The sequence below is a fragment of the Mycobacterium sp. E1214 genome, assembly GCF_001666755.1.
GTDB lineage: Bacteria > Actinomycetota > Actinomycetes > Mycobacteriales > Mycobacteriaceae > Mycobacterium.
Genome location: NZ_LZJC01000014.1, coordinates 17,787 through 38,070, shown reverse-complemented (window position 1 = coordinate 38,070; position 20,284 = coordinate 17,787). Strand labels below are relative to the sequence as shown.

At 70.5% G+C, this 20,284-nt stretch carries 18 protein-coding genes and 1 pseudogene; 11 read left to right on the top strand and 8 right to left on the bottom strand.

The window, feature by feature from the left end:
* A partial coding sequence (locus tag A5700_RS26730) for a wax ester/triacylglycerol synthase family O-acyltransferase (RefSeq protein WP_231973888.1) occupies positions 1 to 61 on the bottom strand: 61 nt, incomplete at its 3' end.
* A gap of 6 nt (positions 62 to 67) precedes the next feature.
* Between A5700_RS26730 and A5700_RS01465 the strand changes: the two are divergent.
* The 3 genes and pseudogenes from A5700_RS01465 to A5700_RS01455 all read left to right on the top strand — a co-directional run.
* A pseudogene (locus A5700_RS01465) lies at positions 68 to 949 on the top strand (WS/DGAT domain-containing protein); the annotation flags it as partial.
* A gap of 57 nt (positions 950 to 1,006) precedes the next feature.
* Positions 1,007 to 2,563: an alpha/beta hydrolase gene (locus A5700_RS01460; protein ID WP_068073230.1), complete on the top strand. Its 1,557-nt coding sequence runs from the start codon at positions 1,007 to 1,009 to the stop codon at positions 2,561 to 2,563.
* A 60-nt stretch (positions 2,564 to 2,623) separates the two neighbouring features.
* Complete coding sequence (locus tag A5700_RS01455) at positions 2,624 to 4,186, top strand: alpha/beta hydrolase (protein ID WP_156671019.1); 1,563 nt, start codon at positions 2,624 to 2,626, stop codon at positions 4,184 to 4,186.
* A gap of 18 nt (positions 4,187 to 4,204) precedes the next feature.
* Here A5700_RS01455 and A5700_RS01450 read toward each other — a convergent pair whose 3' ends face one another.
* Entirely contained in the window at positions 4,205 to 4,537 is a 333-nt protein-coding gene (locus A5700_RS01450) for a hypothetical protein (RefSeq protein ID WP_068073226.1), read from the bottom strand.
* A gap of 180 nt (positions 4,538 to 4,717) precedes the next feature.
* On the opposite strand from A5700_RS01450, the gene A5700_RS01445 reads away from it, so the two are divergent.
* The 7 genes from A5700_RS01445 to A5700_RS01415 all read left to right on the top strand — a co-directional run bounded on the left by A5700_RS01445 (position 4,718) and on the right by A5700_RS01415 (position 12,552).
* Positions 4,718 to 5,089 carry a DUF732 domain-containing protein gene (locus A5700_RS01445; RefSeq protein ID WP_068073224.1) on the top strand — a complete coding sequence of 124 codons (372 nt, stop codon included), beginning with the start codon at positions 4,718 to 4,720 and terminating at the stop codon, positions 5,087 to 5,089.
* 113 nt (positions 5,090 to 5,202) lie between these two features.
* Positions 5,203 to 6,546: a type I glutamate--ammonia ligase gene (glnA, locus tag A5700_RS01440; protein ID WP_068204390.1), complete on the top strand. Its 1,344-nt coding sequence runs from the start codon at positions 5,203 to 5,205 to the stop codon at positions 6,544 to 6,546.
* 60 nt (positions 6,547 to 6,606) lie between these two features.
* Positions 6,607 to 9,588, top strand: coding sequence for a bifunctional [glutamine synthetase] adenylyltransferase/[glutamine synthetase]-adenylyl-L-tyrosine phosphorylase (locus A5700_RS01435; RefSeq protein WP_068073220.1), 2,982 nt, complete (start codon positions 6,607 to 6,609; stop codon positions 9,586 to 9,588).
* Positions 9,585 to 10,226, top strand: coding sequence for a PaaI family thioesterase (locus A5700_RS01430; RefSeq protein ID WP_082959945.1), 642 nt, complete (start codon positions 9,585 to 9,587; stop codon positions 10,224 to 10,226). The genes A5700_RS01435 and A5700_RS01430 overlap by 4 nt, the downstream gene beginning before the upstream one ends.
* A 1-nt stretch (position 10,227) precedes the next feature.
* Positions 10,228 to 11,100, top strand: a complete 873-nt coding sequence (locus A5700_RS01425; RefSeq protein ID WP_068073216.1) for a TIGR03619 family F420-dependent LLM class oxidoreductase — start codon at positions 10,228 to 10,230, stop codon at positions 11,098 to 11,100.
* Positions 11,097 to 11,597 (top strand): hypothetical protein, encoded by a 501-nt coding sequence (locus A5700_RS01420; RefSeq protein WP_068073213.1) that lies wholly within the window; start codon positions 11,097 to 11,099, stop codon positions 11,595 to 11,597. The genes A5700_RS01425 and A5700_RS01420 overlap by 4 nt, the downstream gene beginning before the upstream one ends.
* Positions 11,598 to 11,850: 253 nt before the next feature.
* Positions 11,851 to 12,552, top strand: coding sequence for a GAF and ANTAR domain-containing protein (locus tag A5700_RS01415; RefSeq protein ID WP_231973886.1), 702 nt, complete (start codon positions 11,851 to 11,853; stop codon positions 12,550 to 12,552).
* Positions 12,553 to 12,640: 88 nt separating this feature from the next.
* Here the strand turns inward: A5700_RS01415 and glnA (A5700_RS01410) are convergent, their stop codons facing one another.
* Positions 12,641 to 14,077, bottom strand: coding sequence for a type I glutamate--ammonia ligase (gene glnA, locus A5700_RS01410; protein WP_068073211.1), 1,437 nt, complete (start codon positions 14,075 to 14,077; stop codon positions 12,641 to 12,643).
* 246 nt (positions 14,078 to 14,323) lie between these two features.
* Here glnA (A5700_RS01410) and A5700_RS01405 point away from each other — a divergent pair, with 246 nt between their 5' ends.
* Positions 14,324 to 14,743 carry an RDD family protein gene (locus A5700_RS01405; protein WP_068073209.1) on the top strand — a complete coding sequence of 140 codons (420 nt, stop codon included), beginning with the start codon at positions 14,324 to 14,326 and terminating at the stop codon, positions 14,741 to 14,743.
* 19 nt (positions 14,744 to 14,762) lie between these two features.
* On the opposite strand, the gene A5700_RS01400 is transcribed toward A5700_RS01405, so the two are convergent.
* The 5 genes from A5700_RS01400 to sucB are packed head-to-tail and all read right to left on the bottom strand — an operon-like array spanning position 14,763 to position 20,024.
* Entirely contained in the window at positions 14,763 to 15,515 is a 753-nt protein-coding gene (locus A5700_RS01400) for a DUF4191 domain-containing protein (protein ID WP_068073207.1), read from the bottom strand.
* Positions 15,516 to 15,561: 46 nt separating this feature from the next.
* Positions 15,562 to 16,503 (bottom strand): lipoyl synthase, encoded by a 942-nt coding sequence (gene lipA, locus A5700_RS01395; RefSeq protein ID WP_068073205.1) that lies wholly within the window; start codon positions 16,501 to 16,503, stop codon positions 15,562 to 15,564.
* The gene (gene lipB, locus A5700_RS01390; protein WP_068073203.1) at positions 16,500 to 17,210 is read right to left on the bottom strand and encodes a lipoyl(octanoyl) transferase LipB; all 711 of its coding nucleotides are present in this window, start codon (positions 17,208 to 17,210) and stop codon (positions 16,500 to 16,502) included. Before lipB ends, lipA begins: the two co-directional genes overlap by 4 nt.
* 47 nt (positions 17,211 to 17,257) lie before the next feature.
* Positions 17,258 to 18,181, bottom strand: a complete 924-nt coding sequence (locus A5700_RS01385; protein WP_068073201.1) for a TIGR01777 family oxidoreductase — start codon at positions 18,179 to 18,181, stop codon at positions 17,258 to 17,260.
* Positions 18,182 to 18,197: 16 nt separating this feature from the next.
* Positions 18,198 to 20,024, bottom strand: coding sequence for a 2-oxoglutarate dehydrogenase, E2 component, dihydrolipoamide succinyltransferase (gene sucB / locus A5700_RS01380; protein WP_068073235.1), 1,827 nt, complete (start codon positions 20,022 to 20,024; stop codon positions 18,198 to 18,200).
* Positions 20,025 to 20,284 lie beyond the last annotated feature (260 nt).

The following is a 20,284-nucleotide window of genomic DNA, read 5'->3' as shown; positions in this document are numbered from 1 at the left end:
GCCTGGACATGAGGCTGGCGCCGGTGACGCCGTCGACCCCGGCGTGGTGCACCTTGGTCATCACGGCGACCCGGCCGGCGGTGTGGGCGGCGGCAGCGGGTGGCAGATCGCCGCCGGCGGGCTGGTCCGGTTCGCGAGGCGGCCGCTGCACCTGGCCAGCGTGGTGCCCGACACGGTCTCCTCGGTGTTCGCGACGCTGCGGCGGGCGCGCGACGGGCTGACCATGGCCCGCCCGTTCGCGGCGCCGCCCACCGCGTTCAACGCCAAGATCACCGACCGCCGCAATGTCGCGTACGCCGAATTGGAATTGCAGGACGTCAAAACGGTGAAGGACCATTTCGGCGTCAAAGTCAACGACGTCGTGATGGCCCTGGTTTCCGGCGCGCTGCGCCAATACCTGCTCGAACGCCACGCGTTACCGAGCTCGTCCCTGGTGGCCTCGGTCCCGGTGTCGGTGCACGGCAAATCCGACCGGCCGGGCCGCAACCAGGTGTCGGCCATGTTCGCCAGCCTGCACACCGAGATCGCCGACCCGGCGCAGCGGTTGCAGGCCATCGCGGAGGCGAACGCCGTTGCCAAGGAACACAGTTCGGCGATCGGCGCGTCGCTGCTGCAGGACTGGTCGCAGTTCGCCGCGCCGGCCGTCTTCGGCATCGCGATGCGGCTCTACGCCAGAACCCGCTTCACCGACAGCCTGCCGGTGCACAACCTGGTGGTGTCCAACGTGCCGGGCCCGCAGGTCCCGCTGTACATGCTGGGTTGCGAGGTGAAGGCGATGTATCCGCTGGGCCCGATATTCCACGGCTCGGGGCTCAACATCACCGCGATGTCGTTGCAGGGCAAGTTGGACATCGGGCTCGTCTCGTGCCCGGATTTGGTGCCCGATCTTTGGGAATTGGCCGAAGAATTCGCGGTGGGGATGGAAGAGCTGCTGGCGGTGACGCGGTAGCCGGGCGGCGGCGCCGCTCATCATGATCTCAGGTTTCCTCTGGCAGCATGTGTTGGCATGGGGCTTCCTCGTCGCGACACGGTCGCGCGCACGTTGCTGATCTCGACCGCGATCGCCGGCGTCGCGCTGCTGCTGGCGGGGTGCCTTCGCGTCGTCGTCGGCCGCGCCGTGATGGCCGGGCCGAAGCTGGGCCAGGCCGTGGAGTGGACTCCGTGCCGGACGAACAACCCCAAGGCCAAGATCCCGCCCGGCGCCATGTGCGGGCGCCTGGCCGTGCCCGTCGACTACGACCACCGCGACGGTGACGTGGCGACGCTGGCGATGATCCGGTTCCCGGCGACCGGCGACAAGATCGGTTCGCTGGTGATCAACCCGGGCGGCCCCGGCGAGTCCGGCCTGGAAGCCGCCGTGAGCGTCGTGCAGTCGTTGCCGAAACGGGTCCGCGAGCGGTTCGACCTGGTCGGGTTCGACCCGCGCGGGGTCGGGCTGTCGCGCCCGGCCGTCTGGTGCAACTCCGACGCCGACAACGACCGGCTGCGGACCGAACCCAACGTCGACTACAGCCCGGCGGGCGTCGCGCACATGGAGGACGAGACCAAGCAGTTCGTCGGCCGCTGCGTGGACAAGATGGGCAAAAGCTTCCTGGCCAACATCGGCACCGTCAACGTCGCGCGCGACCTCGACAGCATCCGGGCGGCGCTGGGCGACGACAAGCTGACCTACCTGGGTTACTCCTACGGGACCCGGATCGGCTCGGCGTACGCCGAGGCCTACCCGCAGCACGTCCGGGCGATGATCCTCGACGGCGCCGTCGACCCCAACGCCGACCCGATCGAGGCGGACCTGCGGCAGGCCAAGGGTTTTCAGGATGCGTTCAACGACTACGCCGCCGACTGCGCCAAGCAGCCGACCTGCCCGCTGGGCACCGACCCCGCCAAGGCCGTCGACGTCTACCACAGCCTGGTCGACCCGATGGTCGACCCGAACAACCCGATGGTCGGCCGGCCGACGCCGACCAACGACCCCCGAGGGCTCAGCTACAGCGACGCGATCGTCGGCACCATCATGGCGCTGTACTCCCCGGGGCTGTGGCGCCATCTGACCGACGGCCTGACCGAGCTGACCGAGCACCACGGCGACACCCTGTTGGCGCTGGCCGACATGTACATGCGGCGCGACTCGCACGGGCACTACACCAACGCGACCGACGCTCGGGTGGCGATCAACTGCGTCGACCAGCCGGCGATCACCGACCGCGCCAAGGTGATCGACGAGGACCGCCGCTCGCGGGAGATCGCGCCCTTCATGAGCTACGGGCAGTTCACCGGTGACGCGCCCCTGGGCACCTGCGCGTTCTGGCCGGTGCCGGCGACCAGCAAGCCGCACAGCATCTCCGCGCCCGGGCTGGCCCCGACGGTCGTGGTGTCGACCACGCACGACCCCGCGACGCCGTACAAGGCGGGAGTCGACCTGGCCAGCCAGCTGCGCAGCTCGCTGCTCACCTTCGACGGCACCCAACACACCGTGGTGTTCCAGGGCGACAGCTGCATCGACAACTACGTCACGGCCTACCTGATCGGCGGCGACACGCCGCCGAGCGGCGCGAAGTGCTGAGCGGGCCCGAGATCAAGGCGTAACCGTTTCGCGCTGCCACGGGAACCGGCGGCTGCGACGATGGCAGCCATGTCGCGGCTGAGATCCCTGAGCTCGGCGTTGCTTTCCTTCGGGCTCTTGGTCGCTGCGTCGACCGGCATGCCGCCCGTCGCCGCCGCCGCTCCCGAACCCGATGCCGGGCAAACCCCGGGCCCGACCCCGCCCGCGGCGGCGCCGCAAGGGTGGGGGAGCTGTAGCCAATTCGTCAGCGACACAAGCGAAATCCCGTCGGCGCGGTGCGCGACGGTGCCGGTCCCCGTCGACTATGCGAACCCGGGCGGGGCGCAAGCCAAGCTGGCGGTGATCCGGGTGCCGGCCACCGGGCCGCGGATCGGCTCGCTGCTGATCAATCCCGGCGGGCCCGGCGGGTCGGCGGTCGACATGGTCGCCGGCATGGCCGCCGACCCCAACGGCGCCGCGATCCGGCGCAACTTCGACCTGGTCGGCTTCGACCCGCGCGGCGTCGGGCACTCGACCCCGGCGCTGCGCTGCCGCACCGACGCCGAGTTCGACGCGTACCGCCGTGAACCGATGGTCGACTACAGCCCCGCCGGCGTCACCCATATCGAAGCGCTCTACCGCCAGTTGGCGCAGCAGTGCGTCAACCGGATGGGCGCACCGTTTTTGGCCAACGTCGGCACCTCGTCGGTCGCCCGCGACATGGACGCCGTGCGACAGGCATTGGGCGAGAACCAGATCAACTACCTCGGCTACAGCTACGGCACCGAACTGGGCACCGCCTACCTGGAGCGCTACGGCGAGCACGTGCGCACGATGGTCCTCGACGGCGCGATCGACCCCACCGTCGGCCCGGTCGACGAGAACATCCGGCAGATGGCCGGCTTCCAGACGGCGTTCAACGACTACGCCGCCGACTGCGCCCGCAGCCCGGGCTGCCCGTTGGGCACCGACCCGGCGCAGTTCGTGAACCGCTACCACGCCCTGGTCGACCCGTTGGTCGCCAGGCCCGGCCGCACGTCCGACCCGCGAGGCCTGAGCTACGCCGACGCGACCACCGGCACCATCAACGCGCTGTACACGCCGGCCCACTGGAAATACCTGACCAGTGGGCTGCTCGGCCTGCAGCGCAAAACCGACGCGGGCGACCTGCTGGCGCTCGCCGACGACTACGAGGGCCGCGACCGCAACGGGCACTACGGCAACGACCAGGACGCGTTCAACGGCATCCGCTGCGTCGACGCCCCCACGCCGACGGATCCGGCGACCTGGGTGAGCGCCGATCAGCGGATCCGGCAGGCCGCGCCGTTCCTGAGCTACGGGCAGTTCACCGGCAACGCCCCCCGCGACCTGTGCGCGCTGTGGCCGGTGCCGGCGACCTCGACCCCGCACGCCGCCGCGCCGGTGGCGGCGGGCAAGGTGGTCGTCGTCTCGACCACCCACGACCCGGCGACCCCGTATCAGGCGGGGGTGAACCTGGCCCGCCAGCTGGGCGGCCCGCTGATCACCTACGACGGGACGCAGCACACCGCGGTGTTCAACGGCAACCAGTGCGTCGACGCGGCCGTGGTGCGCTATCTGGTCACGACGACCATGCCGCCGGCGTCCTACAGCTGCCACCCCTGACGCCGCGCGTTCCGCCCGTCACGGCGAGAGCTGCACGTGGCCCCGCGGCGGCCGGGGAGGCGGCGGTGGCGCTGGCGCCGGACCCGGGTCTCCCGGCGCGGGCCCGTCCTGCCCCGGCGCGGGTCCCGCCTGCTGCGGCGGGGGCTTGTCCTGCTGTTTCGGCGGGGCCTGCGGCTGTTGCGCCTTCGGCGGCGGTGCGGCGACGGGCGGCTGCAGGGGGCTCGCCGTCTGCTCCGGGATGACGGGCGGATCGGGCGTGATCTCGCCCGCCGGGACCGGATCACCAGGCGTGGCGAGCGCCGTCGCGTCGCCGCCGCTCGCGATCGAGGCGGCGACGAGGGCCGCCGTCATAGCGCCCAACGCCCGTCGCGCGACGCCCCGACGCCGCGGGTGGGCGCGAAAGTCCAGTGGTGACATCCCGTGATGAGCAGTTACGATGCCCATCATTGCAGGCGTCAGCGGCCTGCGCTGTTAACGCTCGATGTCGATCGCCAGCGACGCCGAGCGGGTGACTCCCAAGGGATTCCGCCGTTGCACACTCGCTTCACCGGTCCGCACGCCGCCGCCCTCGCCGGCGTCTCGGCGGCGCTGATCGCCGCGGTGCTCGGCGCCGGTGTGGCCGGCGCCGACAGCCAGCAGGACCAGTTCGTCGCCCTGCTCGCCCAGCAGCAAATCCCCGCCACCGACAACGTGCCGGGCCTGGTCTACCGCGCCCACGAAATCTGTGGCGAGCTCGACCACGGCGCCTCGTTCGACGCCGCGGTGGACGAGGAAGTGAACACGGCCTACGCGGACAACCCGTCGCTGCGGATCGTCGGTGACCGCGTGCGGCGCACCGCGGTCAAGTTCATCACCGCGTCCGTACAGGTCTACTGCCCGGCCCATCAGGGCCAGCTGCCGTAGCCCGCGGCCGGGCCCGGGCGCCGCGCCCCGTTCGCCCGCCGGGACGGGCGGCAACGGTTCTGAACGGGCGTTGGTAACACGGAATTAACAGCGGTTGCATAGTGTTCGGGGTTATGGATCGCCAGAAGGAATTTGTCCTGCGCACGCTGGAGGAACGGGACATCCGCTTTGTCCGGCTGTGGTTCACGGACGTGCTCGGTTTCCTCAAATCGGTGGCGATCGCCCCGGCCGAACTCGAAGGGGCTTTCGAGGAGGGCATCGGCTTCGACGGCTCCTCGATCGAAGGGTTCGCGCGGGTCTCGGAGTCAGACACCGTCGCCAACCCCGACCCGTCGACGTTCCAGGTGCTGCCCTGGGCCACCGCCTCCGGCCATCACCACTCGGCGCGGATGTTCTGCGACATCACCATGCCGGACGGGTCGCCGTCCTGGGCGGATCCCCGCCACGTGCTGCGCCGACAGCTGCAGAAGGCCAACGACCTCGGCTTCTCCTGCTACGTGCACCCGGAGATCGAGTTCTTCTTGCTCAAGCCCGGTTCCGACGACGGGTTGGTGCCGCCGGTTCCCGTCGACAACGCCGGCTACTTCGACCAGGCGGTCCACGACTCGGCGTCGAACTTCCGCCGGCACGCCATCGAGGCCCTGGAGTTCATGGGCATCTCGGTCGAGTTCAGCCACCACGAGGGCGCGCCCGGGCAGCAGGAAATCGACCTGCGTTTCGCCGACGCCCTGTCGATGGCCGACAACGTGATGACGTTCCGCTATGTCATCAAGGAGGTCGCGATCGAGAACGGGGCGCGGGCGTCGTTCATGCCCAAGCCGTTCGGGCAGCACCCGGGCTCGGCCATGCACACCCACATGAGCCTCTTCGAGGGCGACGTCAACGCGTTCCACAGCACCGACGACCCGCTGCAGCTCTCCGACGTCGGCAAGTCCTTCATTGCCGGGATCCTCGAGCACGCCTCCGAGATCAGCGCCGTCACGAATCAGTGGGTGAACTCCTATAAACGGCTGGTGCACGGCGGCGAGGCACCCACCGCGGCGTCCTGGGGCGCGGCGAACCGGTCCGCCCTGGTGCGCGTGCCGATGTACACCCCGCACAAGACGTCGTCGCGCCGGGTCGAGGTGCGCAGCCCCGATTCGGCCTGCAACCCGTACCTGGCGTTCGCGGTGTTGCTGGGGGCGGGGCTGCGGGGGGTGGAGAAGGGTTACGTGCTGGGCCCGCAGGCCGAGGACAACGTGTGGGATCTGACCCCGGAGGAACGCCTCGCGATGGGTTACCGCGAGCTGCCGACGAGCCTGGACAGCGCGCTGCGGTCCATGGAGTCCTCGGAGTTGGTCGCGGAAACGTTGGGGGAGCACGTGTTCGACTTCTTCCTGCGCAACAAGCGCACCGAATGGGCGAACTACCGCAGCCACGTCACGCCGTACGAGCTGAGCACCTACCTGTCGCTGTAAGACGTGTCGATGCGGCGGCGCGCCGCTCGTGCCTGAAGCGCCGGGGGGTGCGCTACCGTCGTGGTCGTGACCAGACCCGCGACGCAGCGCCCCCGGCTGCCCAGCGTAGGTCGGCTCGGGCTGGTCGACCCGCCCGCCAACGATCGGCTGAGCCAGCTCGGCTGGTACGACCACGACGACCAGCCCCACGTCGACCTGCTGTGGTCGCTGTCGCGCGCACCGGATCCCGACGCCGCGCTGCGGGCACTGATGCGGCTGCGGGAAAACCTTGGTGCGGGCTGGGACGAGCTGAACGCCGCCCTGCTGACCGAGCGCGCCCTGCGCGGGCGGCTGTTCTCCGTGCTCGGCTCGTCGCTGGCCCTCGGCGATCACCTGGCCGTGTACCCGCAATCGTGGAAGTTGTTGCGCGGCAACGTCGTACTGCCCAGCCGTGACCGGCTGCACGAGATGTTCACCGAGTGCCTGGCCGAGACGGACGCCGCCGAACCGGTGCAGACCCGGCTGCGCACCCGCTACCGCGACCAGCTGCTCGTGCTGGCGGCGCTCGACCTGGCCGCCACGGTCGAGGACGAACCCGTGGTGCCGTTCACCGAAGTGGGCGCGCACCTGTCCGACCTGGCCGACGCGGCGCTGGCGGCCGCGCTGCGGCTGGCCGAGACCACCGTGTGCCCTAACCGGACGCCGCCGCGGCTCGCGGTCATCGCGATGGGCAAATGCGGCGCCCGCGAGCTGAATTACGTCAGCGACGTCGACGTCATCTTCGTCGGCGAACAGGCCGACCCGCTGACCACCCGGCTGGCCACCGAGATGATGCGGGTGGCGTCCGAGGCGTTCTTCCAGGTCGACGCCGGGCTGCGCCCGGAAGGCCGCAGCGGTGAGCTGGTGCGCACCGTCGAATCGCACGTCGCCTACTACCAGCGGTGGGCCAAGACCTGGGAATTCCAGGCCCTGCTGAAGGCCCGCGCGGCGGTGGGCGACGCCGAACTGGGCAAGCGTTACCTCGACGCGTTGCAGCCGATGGTCTGGACCGCCTGCGAGCGTGAGGATTTCGTGGGCGAGGTGCAGGCCATGCGCCGCCGCGTCGAGCAGCTGGTTCCCGCCGACGTCCGCGGCCGCGAGATCAAGCTCGGCAGCGGCGGGCTGCGCGACGTCGAGTTCGCCGTGCAGCTGCTGCAGTTGGTGCATGGCCGCAGCGACGATGCGCTGCACGTGGCGTCGACGGTCGACGCGCTGGCCGCGCTGGGCCGCGGCGGCTACGTCGGCCGCGAGGACGCGGCCAACCTCACCGCGTCGTACGAGTTCCTGCGGTTGCTCGAGCATCGGCTGCAGCTGCAGCGGCTCAAGCGCACCCACCTGCTGCCCGAACCCGACGACGACGAGGCGGTGCGCTGGCTCGCGCGGGCCGCCCACATCCGGCCGGACGGGCGCCACGACGCGGCGGGGGTGCTGCGCGAGGAGCTGCGCCACCAGAACCTGCGCGTCTCGCAGCTGCACGCGAAGCTCTTCTACCAGCCGCTGCTGGAGTCGATCGGCCCCGCCAGCCTGGAGCTCGCGCACGGCATGACGTCGGCGGCCGCCGAGCGGCAGCTCGCCGCCCTCGGCTACGAGGGGCCGCAGACCGCGCTCACCCACATGTCGGCGCTGGTCAACCACAGCGGCCGCCGGGGTCGCGTGCAGTCGGTGCTGTTGCCCCGGCTGCTGAACTGGATGTCGTATGCCCCCGATCCCGACGGCGGGCTGCTGGCCTACCGGCGGCTGTCCGAGGCGCTGGCCGGCGAGAGCTGGTATCTGTCCACGCTGCGCGACAAGCCCGCGGTCGCCCGCCGGCTGATGCACGTGCTGGGCACCTCCGCCTACGTGCCGGACCTGTTGATGCGCGCCCCGCGGGTCATCCAGGACTTCGGCGACGCGCCGGGCGGTCCCAAGTTGCTCGCCACCGATCCCGCCTCCGTGGCGCGCGCGCTGATCGCCTCGGCCGGCCGTCACGCGGACCCGGTGCGCGCGATCGCCGCCGCGCGCACCCTGCGGCGCCGCGAGCTGGCCCGCGTCGGGTCCGCGGACCTGCTGGGGATGCTCGAGGTCACCGAGGTGTGCCAGGCGCTCACCTCGGTGTGGGTGGCGGTGTTGCAGGCCTCGCTGGACGCGTTGACCCGGGCCAACCTTCCCGAGGACGGCAAACCGCCCGCCACCATCGCCGTCATCGGCATGGGCAGGCTGGGCGGCGCGGAGTTGGGTTACGGCTCCGACGCCGACGTGATGTTCGTCTGCCAGCCCGCCGACGGCGTCGAGGATTCCGTGGCGGTGCGCTGGTCGACGCTGATCGCCGAGCAGGTCCGCGCGCTGCTGGGCACCCCGAGCGTCGACCCGCCGCTGGAGGTCGACGCCAACCTGCGGCCCGAGGGGCGCAGCGGCGCGCTGGTGCGCACCCTGGCGTCCTACGCCGCCTACTACAAGCAGTGGGCGCAACCCTGGGAGATCCAGGCCTTGCTGCGCGCCAACGCCGTCGCCGGCGACCCCGAGCTGGGGCAGCGCTTCCTGCTGATGGCCGACAAGACGCGGTACCCGGCCGACGGCGTGTCCGCGGAGGCGGTGCGCGAGATCCGCCGCATCAAGGCCCGCGTCGACGCCGAGCGGCTGCCGCGCGGCGCCGACCCCAACACGCACACCAAGCTGGGGCGCGGCGGCCTGGCGGACGTCGAGTGGACGGTGCAGCTGGTGCAGCTGCTGCACGCCCACGACATCCCCGCCCTGCATAACACGTCGACGTTGCAGTCCCTCGACGCGATCGAGCAGGCGGGTCTGGTGCCCGCCGACGAGGTGGACCTGCTGCGACAGGCGTGGCTGACCGCCACCCGGGCCCGCAACGCGCTGGTGCTGGTGCGCGGCAAGCCCACCGACCAACTGCCCGGACCGGGCCGCCAACTCAACGCCGTCGCGGTCGCCGCCGGCTGGCCGAACGACGATGGAAGTGAGTTCTTGGACAACTATCTGCGGGTGACGCGTCGGGCCAAAGCGGTGGTACGCAAGGTGTTCGGCAGTTGAGCGAGACGGCCGGCGCCTACGACGCTATGTTCCATCCGTTGAGTACGGCGGAAGCCGACCGGGTGCAGGGGCTGTACGCGCCGTTGGCCGGTGCGGTGCGCGAACTCATCGAGGCCACCATCCTGACCGAGGCCGACGACGACGTCGTCACCGAGGCGCGGGCCAAGATCCAGGCCGTCACCGAGCTGCTGCGCCAACGGACCAGGCCGGTCGGGGTGAGCTTTCGCGTCGAGGGCCGCACACTCCCGCTGGGCAACGCCGTTGTGGGCCTGTGCAATCCGATCGCCCCGCCGGTCGTCGTCCGCCACGACGGCGACGGGCGCTGCTCGAGCGAGTTCGTCCTCGGTTGCGCCTACGAGGGTCCGCCCGGCCTGGTGCACGGCGGCGTCAGCGCGCTGATCCTCGACCACCTGCTCGGCGAGGCGGCCAGCGAGGGGCTGTCGAAGGCGCGCTACACCGGAACCATCAGTGTGAAGTACCTGCGTGGCACGCCCCTGGGCCCGCTGCGCTGCGACGCCTGGATAGACCGCGCGGAGGGCGTCAAAGTGTTTGCGCGCGGCACCATCTCGGACGCCGACGGGGTGACCGTCGAGGCCCAGGGTGTCTTCATCGAACCGGCGTGGGCGCGGGAATCTTAAGGTGAAGTTCTACGTCAGCAGCGCATTCCTGAACACCCGGGAGATCATCGAGATCGCCCGCGCTGCAGACGAATTGGGTTACGACGGCATCGGCATTCCCGACCACGTCGTCAATTTCGAAACGCTGGACACCCCCTATCCCTACACCAAGGACGGGCAACGGCGCTGGCAGCCGTTCACCGACTGGCCCGACCCGTGGGTGCTCATCGGGGCCCTGGCGCAGGTCACCGAACGGCTGCGGTTCGTCAACACCGTGTACATCCCCGCGATGCGCAACCCGTACTCGGCGGCCAAAGCCATTGGCACCGCAGCGGTTCTGGCGGCGGGCCGGGTGGAACTCGGCGTCGGAGTCGGGTGGTGCCGCGAGGAATTCGCGTTGATGGGCGAGCGGTTCGAGGCGCGCGGCAAGCGCACCGACGAGATCCTCGCGTTGCTGCGGACGCTGTGGCAGCCGGGATGGAGGCAATTCGACGGCGAGTTCTACCGGGCTCCGCGCCTCGAGATGCAACCCACCCCGCCGCCGATACCGGTGTACGTCGGCGGGCTCAGCGAGGCGGCACTGCGGCGGGCCGCGCGCAACGACGGCTGGATCGGCGACCTGATCACTACCGAGCGTGCCGTCGAGGCCGTCGGCCGGCTGCGCGAGATGCGCAGCGAATTGGGTTTGTCCATGGACGATTTCACGGTGCTGACCCCGCTGACCGACGCCTTCACCAGCGCCGACTACCGGCGGGCCGAGGAGGCGGGCATCACCGGCATCATCACCATGCCGTGGATGTTCTACACCGAGCGCGGCGCGCCGCTGGCCGACAAGATCGACGGCATGCGGCGGTTCCGCAAAGACCTCGGGCTCGACGGAAAGGCGCAACGATGAAGCGTTCGGTGCACACCGGCGGCGCCGCCGCGGCGTTGCTCGTCCTGCTCACCGCCTGCAACGGGTCGCCGAACCCCGGCACCTCGACCACCACCACGGGACCACCCACCAAGACCTTCACCACCACGGTGTCGCCGGCGACCGCGACCGGTGACCCCGGCCCCGACCTGCGCTCGCTGATCCCCACGCCGGCCGGCACCGCGCGGACCGACGGCCCGGATCCTTTGCCGGACAACGGGATTCATCTGCACTTTCTGGTCAACGGGTCACCGACCGACGTCGTGAATGCCTACCAGACGGCGCTGGAAGCCGCCCGCTGGTCGGTGACGGTGGTGAGCTCCGGGGGCGACGCCCAGGGGGGCGGCGCCAGCTACGCCGCGACCAACGGGCCCGACTACGGCGTGTTCACCGGCGGCGGATCCGGCGCCAGCGCGGACGTCGACGCCTGCGCGTGGCCGACGCAACCCACGAATACCGGCTGCGGTCACTCGAGGTAGCGGCGCTGCTGACGACCGGCTTGAGCGGCCTGATCACGCGGCCGTGGCGGCGTGGATTGCGCACCGGGTCGCCGAGGAGGACACGACGCAGCAGGCGCGCTGGCGGCACGGCCCAGGGCCGACGTCGCCGCGGCGGCCGCGCTCGACCGGTGGCGGGGCGAGATTAATCGCGTGACCGTGAGGGTATGACAACGAAAAACGTTGTCGACAGCGCCAGGAGCCCTGGCGCCTCTCCCGAAGAAGATGTTGATCCTTGAACACAGATCCCTCGACGACCGTCGCCGCGCTGCTGGGTGACCTCGCCGTGCAGATGCAGTCCGAATCGGACTCGCAGGCCCTGCTCAAAATCATCGTCGGCGCGGGCGTCCACATCATGCCCGGCATCAGTTGGGCCGGCATCTCGTTGGTGCGCGGTAAAAGCGTGACCTCGGAGGCGCCGTCGGACGACGTCGCCCGCGACCTTGACCGGTTGCAGAGCGACCTCGGCGAGGGGCCCGCCATCAGCGCGCTGGCCGACGAACGGACCATCGCGATCCCGAACTTGGAACGCGAGGCCCGCTGGCCCCGTTTTGTGGCCGCGGCCACCGACCGCGGGGTGCGGTGCATGCTGTCGTTTCGGCTCTTCGTCGATCGCGGGGCGTTGGGCACCTTGAACCTGTATGGGCCCGATCCGGACATGTTCACCGAGGAGTCGCTGGCGATCGGCGAGATCCTGGCGCAACATGCGGCGGTCGCGATGGCGGGCGCCGCCGCGGAGGAGGGCGCGCAGGCCGCGCTCGCCAGCCGCGACATGATCGGGCAGGCCAAAGGCATCCTGATGCACCGCGACGGCCTGACCGGCCTGCAGGCGTTCGCACTGCTCAGCCGCGCCTCGCAAGACGCCAACGTCAAGCTCGTCGACGTCGCGCGCCTGGTCGTCACCGAATTCGAAAAACGCCTTCCGCGAAAGATATAGCGGCCTACACAGCGAAACCGCCCGCGGGGTTTCCCCGCGGGCGGTTTCGTCGTCAAACGCGCTTAGACGTCTGCTTCAAACGTCCGCTTTAAACGTCGTAGTACAGCGCGAACTCGTAAGGGTGCGGCCGGATCTGGACCGGCAGGATCTCGTTCTCGCGCTTGAAGTTGATCCACGTCTCGATCAGGTCGGGCGTGAACACGCCACCCTCGGTGAGGTACTCGTGGTCCTCTTCCAGCCGGTCGATCACCGCGGACAGTTGCACCGGCGCCTGCGGGATGTTCGCGGCCTCCTCCGGCGGCAGCTCGTAGAGGTCCTTGTCGACCGGCGCCTGCGGCTCGATCTTGTTCTTGATGCCGTCGAGGCCGGCCATCAGCATGGCCGAGAACGCCAGGTACGGGTTGCCCGAGGAGTCGGGGCAACGGAATTCGAGCCGCTTAGCCTTCGGGTTGGTGCCGGTGATCGGGATCCGGACACACGCCGAGCGGTTGCGCTGGCTGTACACCAGGTTGATCGGGGCCTCGTAACCCGGAACCAGCCGCTTGTAGGAGTTCACGGTCGGGTTGGTGAAGGCCAGCAGCGACGGCGCGTGGTGCAGCAGGCCGCCGATGTAGTGGCGGGCGGTGTCGGACAGGCCCGCGTAGCCCGTCTCGTCGTACATCAGCGGGCTGCCGTCCTTCCACAGCGACTGGTGGGTGTGCATGCCCGAGCCGTTGTCACCGAACAGCGGCTTGGGCATGAAGGTGACGGTCTTGCCATTGGCCCACGCGGTGTTCTTGACGATGTATTTGTACAGCTGCATGTCGTCGGCCGCGTGCAGCAGCGTGTTGAACTTGTAGTTGATCTCGGCCTGGCCGCCGGTGCCCACCTCGTGGTGGCCCTTCTCCAGGCTGAAGCCGGCCTTGATCAGGTTGCTCAGCATCTTGCTGCGCAGGTCGACGTAGTGGTCGACGGGCGCGACGGGGAAGTAGCCGCCCTTGGGGCGAACCTTGTAGCCGCGGTTCGGGCTGCCGTCGATCTCGTTGGGCGAGCCGGTGTTCCACCAGCCGGAGATCGCGTCCACCTCGTAGAAGGAACCGTTGGTGCGCGAGTCGAAGCTGACCGAGTCGAAGATGTAGAACTCGGCCTCGGCGCCGAAGTAGGCGGTGTCGGCGACGCCGGTGCTGATCAGGTAGTTCTCGGCCTTGCGGGCGACGTTGCGCGGGTCGCGGGAGTACGGCTCGAGGGTGAAGGGGTCGTGCACGAAGAAGTTGAGGTTCAGCGTCTTCGCCTCGGTGAACAGGTCGATCTGCGCGGTCTGCGGGTCGGGAAGCAGCAGCATGTCGGACTCGTGGATCGACTGGAATCCGCGAATCGACGAGCCGTCGAAGGCCAGGCCGTCCTCGAAGACGCTCTCGTCAAAGAACGAAACCGGAATCGTGAAGTGCTGCATGATGCCCGGCAGATCACAGAACCGGACATCGACAAACTCGACGTTCTCGTCCTTGACGAGCTTGAAGACGTCGTCGGGCGTCGTTTCCGTCACAGACATGCTCCTTTACTTGGTGAGATCCGCGGCCGACGCTATGGAGCCGATGTTGCCCGCCGGTCAACCCGGTGTTGCGCGCACGTTACGCGACCCATGGGCCCGCAATCGAAGCCGCCTGCCCGGCGGGCTTTATTGTGAGGCCATGAACCGCAGAATCGTATCTGGTCCGGTATGCGGTCGCACAGGCCTCTCCGCATACTCTGCCCGGCTGTCGGCGGCGCCCGGTCCGGGCCTGACCGCGTGATGCCCGACGCACCGTCGGACTATCCCGGTCACGGCCTGGGGTTGCCGCCCAGCGGGTCCGGCTCGCTCGCGCCGATGGGGCGCCGGCTGGGCGCGCTGGCCGTCGACTGGTTCATCGCTTACGGCCTGGCGGCCCTGGCCCTGCGCATCGGAATGTTCTCCGGCAGCATGCTGTCGACCGCGGTGCTGCTCATCTGGTTCGTGCTCGGGGTGGTCTCGCTGCGGCTGTTCGGCTTCACGCCCGGTCAGCTCGCGCTGCGCCTGCGGGTGGTGCCGCTGGACGGGGGCCTGGGGGTCGGCCTCGGCCGCGCGGTGGTGCGCGGTGCGCTGGTCGGCACGGTGGTCCCGGCACTGTTCACCGACTACGACGGCCGCGGCCTGCAGGACCGGCTGACGGCCACGGCGGTGGTCCGGCGCTGACCGCGGGGCGGGCGCCGGCCTAGCGGCGGCGGACCGTGCGCTGCACGCCCCGCATCTTCCCGGCGTTGGGCAGCGGGCCCTTCGGCAGCACCGCCGCGCCGGCGCGCGACCCCAACGCGGCCAGCCGGGACTCCAGCGAGTCCATCTGCTTGACCGTGATGTTGGCCGGCAGCCGGGTCAGGTGGCGCTCCAACTTGGCCAGCGGAACCTCGTCGTCGCCGTTGCCGACGATCACGTCGTAGATCGGCACCTCGCCGACCAGCCGTGCCGTGCGCTTCTTCTCCTGGGCCAGCAGCGGCCGCACCCGCGACGACGTGCCCTCGCCCACCAGGATCACGCCGGGCCGGCCGATCACCCGGTGCACCGCGTCGAAGTGGCCGGTGGCCGCCACCCCCGGGGTGACCCGCCATTTGCCGCGCAGGTTGTCCAGAGCCCATGCGGCGGCGCCGGTTTGGCCCTCGGCCTTGCTGTAGACGGATTTCTGCGCTCGGCGGCCGAAGACGATGAACGCCACCAGTGCGCCCAGTAGCACGCCGAGCGGGATCACGGTGATCATCGTCAGGCCGCCGGCCCACACCCCGACCGCCACCGCGATTGCCACGATCAGGACGAAGGCGCCGATCATGTACGGCAGGAGGCGCTTGTCCTCCTTGCGCTGGATGTTGAAGGCCTGCCACAGCTGGCCGCGGCGCTCCCGCGCGGCGGCCTTGCGGGCGGCCTGCGCCTCGGCGCGGGCGGCCTTGTTCTCAGCGGCGGTGCGGGATTTAGCCATAGTCAAAGAATACGTAGGGCGCCGCGCGCCCCGGCACCGAAGGCGGTTACGACGCCGGGGCGTCCGAGGCGCGGCTGCGCGCGGCCTGCTCGTAGAGCCGGCCCGCCCGGTAGGACGACCGCACCAACGGCCCGGCCAGCACACCCGCGAAGCCAAGCTCCTCGGCGTGCCGCGCAAACTCGACGAATTCCTCCGGCCGCACCCAGCGCTGCACCGGGTGATGCCGCGCCGACGGCCGCAGGTACTGGGTGATGGTGATGATGTCGCAGCCGGCGTCGTGTAGGTCGGCCAGCGCGGTGCGGACCTCGTCGGGGGTCTCGCCGAGGCCCAGGATCAGGTTGCTCTTGGTGACCAGTCCGGCGTCGCGGGCCGAGGTCAGCACGTCGAGGCTGCGCCGGTAGGTGAATGCCGGGCGGATGCGCTTGAAGATGCGCGGCACCGTCTCGACGTTGTGCGCCAGCACCTCCGGGCGGGACTCGAACACCTCGGCCAGGCGCGCGGGCTCGCCGTTGAAGTCGGGGATCAACAGCTCGACCCCGGTCGACGGGTTGAGCTCCTTGATGGCGCGCACCGTCTCGGCGTAGAGCCAGGCCCCGCCGTCGGGCAGGTCGTCGCGCGCCACCCCGGTGATCGTGGCGTACCGCAGGCCCATCGCGTGGACGCTGTCGGCGACGCGGCGCGGCTCGTCGCGGTCCAGCGCGGCGGGCTTGCCGGTGTCGATCTGGCAGAAGTCACACCGACGGGTGCACTGGTCGCCGCCGATCAGGAAGGTCGCCTCGCGGTCCTCCCAGCATTCGAAGATGTTGGGGCAGCCCGCTTCCTCGCAGACGGTGTGCAGGCCCTCGCGCTTGACCAGGCCCTTCAGGGCGGTGTACTCGGGGCCCATCCGGGCCCGCACCCGGATCCAGGGTGGCTTGCGCTCGATGGGCGTTTGCGCGTTGCGCACTTCCAGGCGCAGCAGTTTGCGGCCTTCGGGTGCGACAGTCACAGAGCCGATGCTACGCCCGCGGCGCGGTCGTGGTCCTGCACCGGCAGGACGCCGTCGAGGGCGTCACAGACGGCGTCGGCGACGAGCGTGCGGACGCTGTCGACGCTCACCCGGCGGTGCAGCTCCGCCGACAGCGACGTCACCCCGGCGTCGCTGATGCCGCACGGCACGATGGCGGTGAACGCGTCGAGGTCGCAGTCGCAGTTGAGCGCGAAGCCGTGCAGCGTGGTCGCGCGCGACACCCGCACGCCGATGGCCGCGATCTTGCGGTCGGGCCGGCCGGAATCGCCCTGGCCGCCCGGCACCCAGACGCCGGACCGGCCCGGCACCCGCACGGTCGCCAGGCCCAGGTCCGCGCACACCTTGATGAGCGCCTCTTCCAGCCGGCGGACGTAGTTGACCACGTCGAGCGGCTCGGTCAGGCCGATGATCGGGTAGCCGACCAGTTGGCCGGGGCCGTGCCAGGTGATCTTGCCGCCGCGGTCGGTGTCGATGACCGCGGCGCCGCCCAGCGGCCGTTCATGCGCCTCGGTGCGCCGGCCCGCGGTGTAGACCGGGGGGTGCTCCAGCACCAGCAGCGTGTCCGTGCCGCCGGTCACGCGGGCGTCGGCCAGGTCCCGCTGCTGCCGCCAGGCGTCGGTGTAGTCGACGGTGCCGAGCTGGCGGACGTCGATCAACGCCTGGCTCGACCGGATGGACTCGATCATTTCCGCGACGGTACCCGCCCGGGGCGCGGCCGGGCGCCGCCGCGTCGCTAGTCGTGGTCGCGGCTGGCGGTCGCGTAGCTCAGCGCCTCGCCGATGGTGTTGTGGTGGAACTCGAACCCGGCCCGCTCCAGCGCCGACGGAATCGCGCGCTGCCCGATGAGCAGGCCCTCGTCGGCGAATTCGCCCAGCGCCGTGCGCACGGCGAAACCGGGAACCATCAACGGCGTCGGGCGGTTGACCGCCCGCCCGAACGACGTGGTGAACTCCGCGTTGGTCACCGGCGCGGGCCCGGTCATGTTGACCGGCCCGGACAGCGACGGGTCAGCGATCGCGAACAGCAGCGCCCGCACCTCGTCCTCCAGCGTGATCCACGACATGTACTGGCGGCCGTTACCCAGCCGGGCGCCCAGGCCGGCGCGGAACAGGGGCCGCAGCCTCCCCAACGCGCCGCCCGCGGGGGAGAACACCAGCCCGGTGCGGGCCAGCACCACCCGGGCGCCGCCGTACTGGGCCGGCAGCGTCGCGGCCTCCCAGTCCTGGCACAGCTGCGCCAGGAAACCCGTTCCGGCGCGGTCCGTTTCGTCGACCACGCGGTCCTTGGTGTTGCCGTAGTAGCCGACCGCGCTGGCGTTGACCAGGGTCTGGACGCCGGCCTCGGCGACGGCGTGGGCGAGCACCTCGGTGGGGGCGATGCGGCTGTCGCGCAGGGACTGCTTGAACGCGCCGGACCACCGCCGCTTGCCGATGTTGACCCCGCACAGGTTGACGACGGCGTCCACGTCGTTCAGCGTGTCGGGATCCAACTCGCCGTTCTCGGGATTCCAGTGCAGTTCGTCGGGGTGCGCGGGCGCGCGCCGCACGATCCGCAACACGCGGTGGTCGGCGGCGCGCAACGCGGCGGTGAGCGCGGAACCGATCAGGCCGGAGGAACCCGCGATCGCGACGACCGCCCGGGGGCCAGCTGGAGCCACAGTGGTGTAAGCCCTCCTACAGACCCAGGTCGGCCTCGAACGCTCCCTCTTCGAGCCGGTGCTTGACGGTGGTCAGGAAGCGTCCGGCGTCGGCGCCGTCGATGAGCCGGTGGTCGTAGGTCAACGGCAGATAGCAGATCGAGCGGACGCCGATCGACTCGTTGCCCGCGTCGTCGACCACCACCCGCGGGCGCTTGACGATGGCCCCGGTGCCCAGCATGGCGGCCTGCGGCGGGACCAGGATGGGCGTGTCGAACAGCGCGCCCTGACTGCCGATGTTGGTGATGGTGAAGGTGCCACCGGACAACTCGTCGGGCTTGAGGTTGCCCGACCGGGCGCGGTCGGCGATGTCGGCGATCGCGCGGGCCAGGCCGGCCAGCGACAGGTCACCGGCGTTGTGCACGACGGGGGAGAGCAGGCCCTGCTCGGTGTCGACGGCGAACCCGAGGTGCTCGGCGTCGTAGTAGGTGATCTCCTTGGTGTCCTCGTTGTAGCTCGCGTTCACGTTGGGGTGGATCTTGAGCGCGTCGATGACCGCGCGGGCGATGAACGGCAGGAACGTCAGGTTCACGCCCTCGCGCTCGGCGAACGCGGACTTCGCCCGGGCGCGCAGCCCCACGATCTTGGTCATGTCGACCTCGTGGGTCTGGGTGAGCTGGGCCGTGGCCTGCAAGGATTCACGGGTCTTCTTGGCCGTGAGCTGGCGGATCCGGTTGGCCTTCTGGGTGGTGCCGCGCAGGTGCGCCAGCGCCGGTGCCGGTGCGGTGGGCGTCACCTTGCCCGCGGCGGGAGCCTGCCCCGGGGCCGACGCGGGGGCGGGCGCCTGTCCTGCGGTCGAGGCGGCGGCCGGCTGCTGCGCCTGCCGCTGCTTGGCCTCGGCGGCGGCGAGCACGTCCTGCTTGCGGATGCGGCCGCCCACTCCGGTGCCCTTGACCTCGGCGAGGTCGATGTTGTTCTCGTTGGCCAGCTTTCGCACGAGCGGGGTGACGTATGGGGCGCCGTCACCGTGCGCTGCCGGCTGGGCGGGCGCCGGGGTCGGCTCGGGCTTGGGCTGCGGTGCCGGCTGCGCCGTCGGTTGCGGCTCCGGCTTGGGCTCCGGCTCGGGCTTGGGCTCCGGCTTCGACTCGGCTCGGGGTTGCGGTGCCGGCTGGGGTTCGGGTTCGGGTTCGGGTTGGGGCGCGGGCGCCGGCTCGGGTGTCGGTGCGCCCGCGTCGGAGCCGCTGCCGATCCGCGCCAGCTCGCCACCGACGGGCACCGTGGCGTCTTCCTCGGCGGTGATGCTGATCAGCACCCCGGCCACCGGCGATGGAATCTCGGTGTCCACCTTGTCGGTGGACACCTCGACCAACGCGTCGTCGACCTGAACCGAGTCGCCGACCTTCTTCAACCATCGGGTCACGGTGCCCTCGGCGACAGACTCGCCCAGCTCGGGCATCAGCACCGGGGTTGCCGAGCCGCTGTCGGAACCCTGCTGCCGGGCCGGTTCCGGCTGCGCCTGGGCGGCGGGGGCCGGCTCGGGCTCGGGCTGCGCCGCCGGGGCGGGTTCGGGCTCGGGCTGCTCCTGCGCCGGCTGCTGGGACCCGCCGTCCTGCGCGCCGCCGTCGGCGGAATCGCCGATCACGGCCAGCTCGCCGCCCACCTCGACGGTGTCGTCCTCCTGCGCGACGATCTTGGTCAGCACACCCGCGGCCGGGGAGGGGATTTCGGTGTCCACCTTGTCGGTGGACACCTCGACCAGCGGCTCGTCGACTTCGACCGTGTCGCCCTCCTGCTTGAGCCAGCGGGTCACCGTCCCCTCGGTGACGCTCTCACCGAGTGCCGGCATCTGGACGGAGAAGGCCATCTCTTCTGACTCCTCGATCACGCGTGGTCGGGATGGGTCAACAGCTCGCTGACAAGAACCGCGGCAGCAATCCAAAACTATCCTGTCACTGCGCCTCCGTCGGCACACATCCAGGGCGGACCGACCGCCCTACCCGCCTGGTGCCCACTTCAGCCGGGCCGCGGAGACGGCCTTGTCGGCAACATCACAACCGTGGGCACGTCGCCGACGTGGGCCGGGGGATGCCCTCGCGCTGGCGTCTTGCGCACGGCATCGGCACC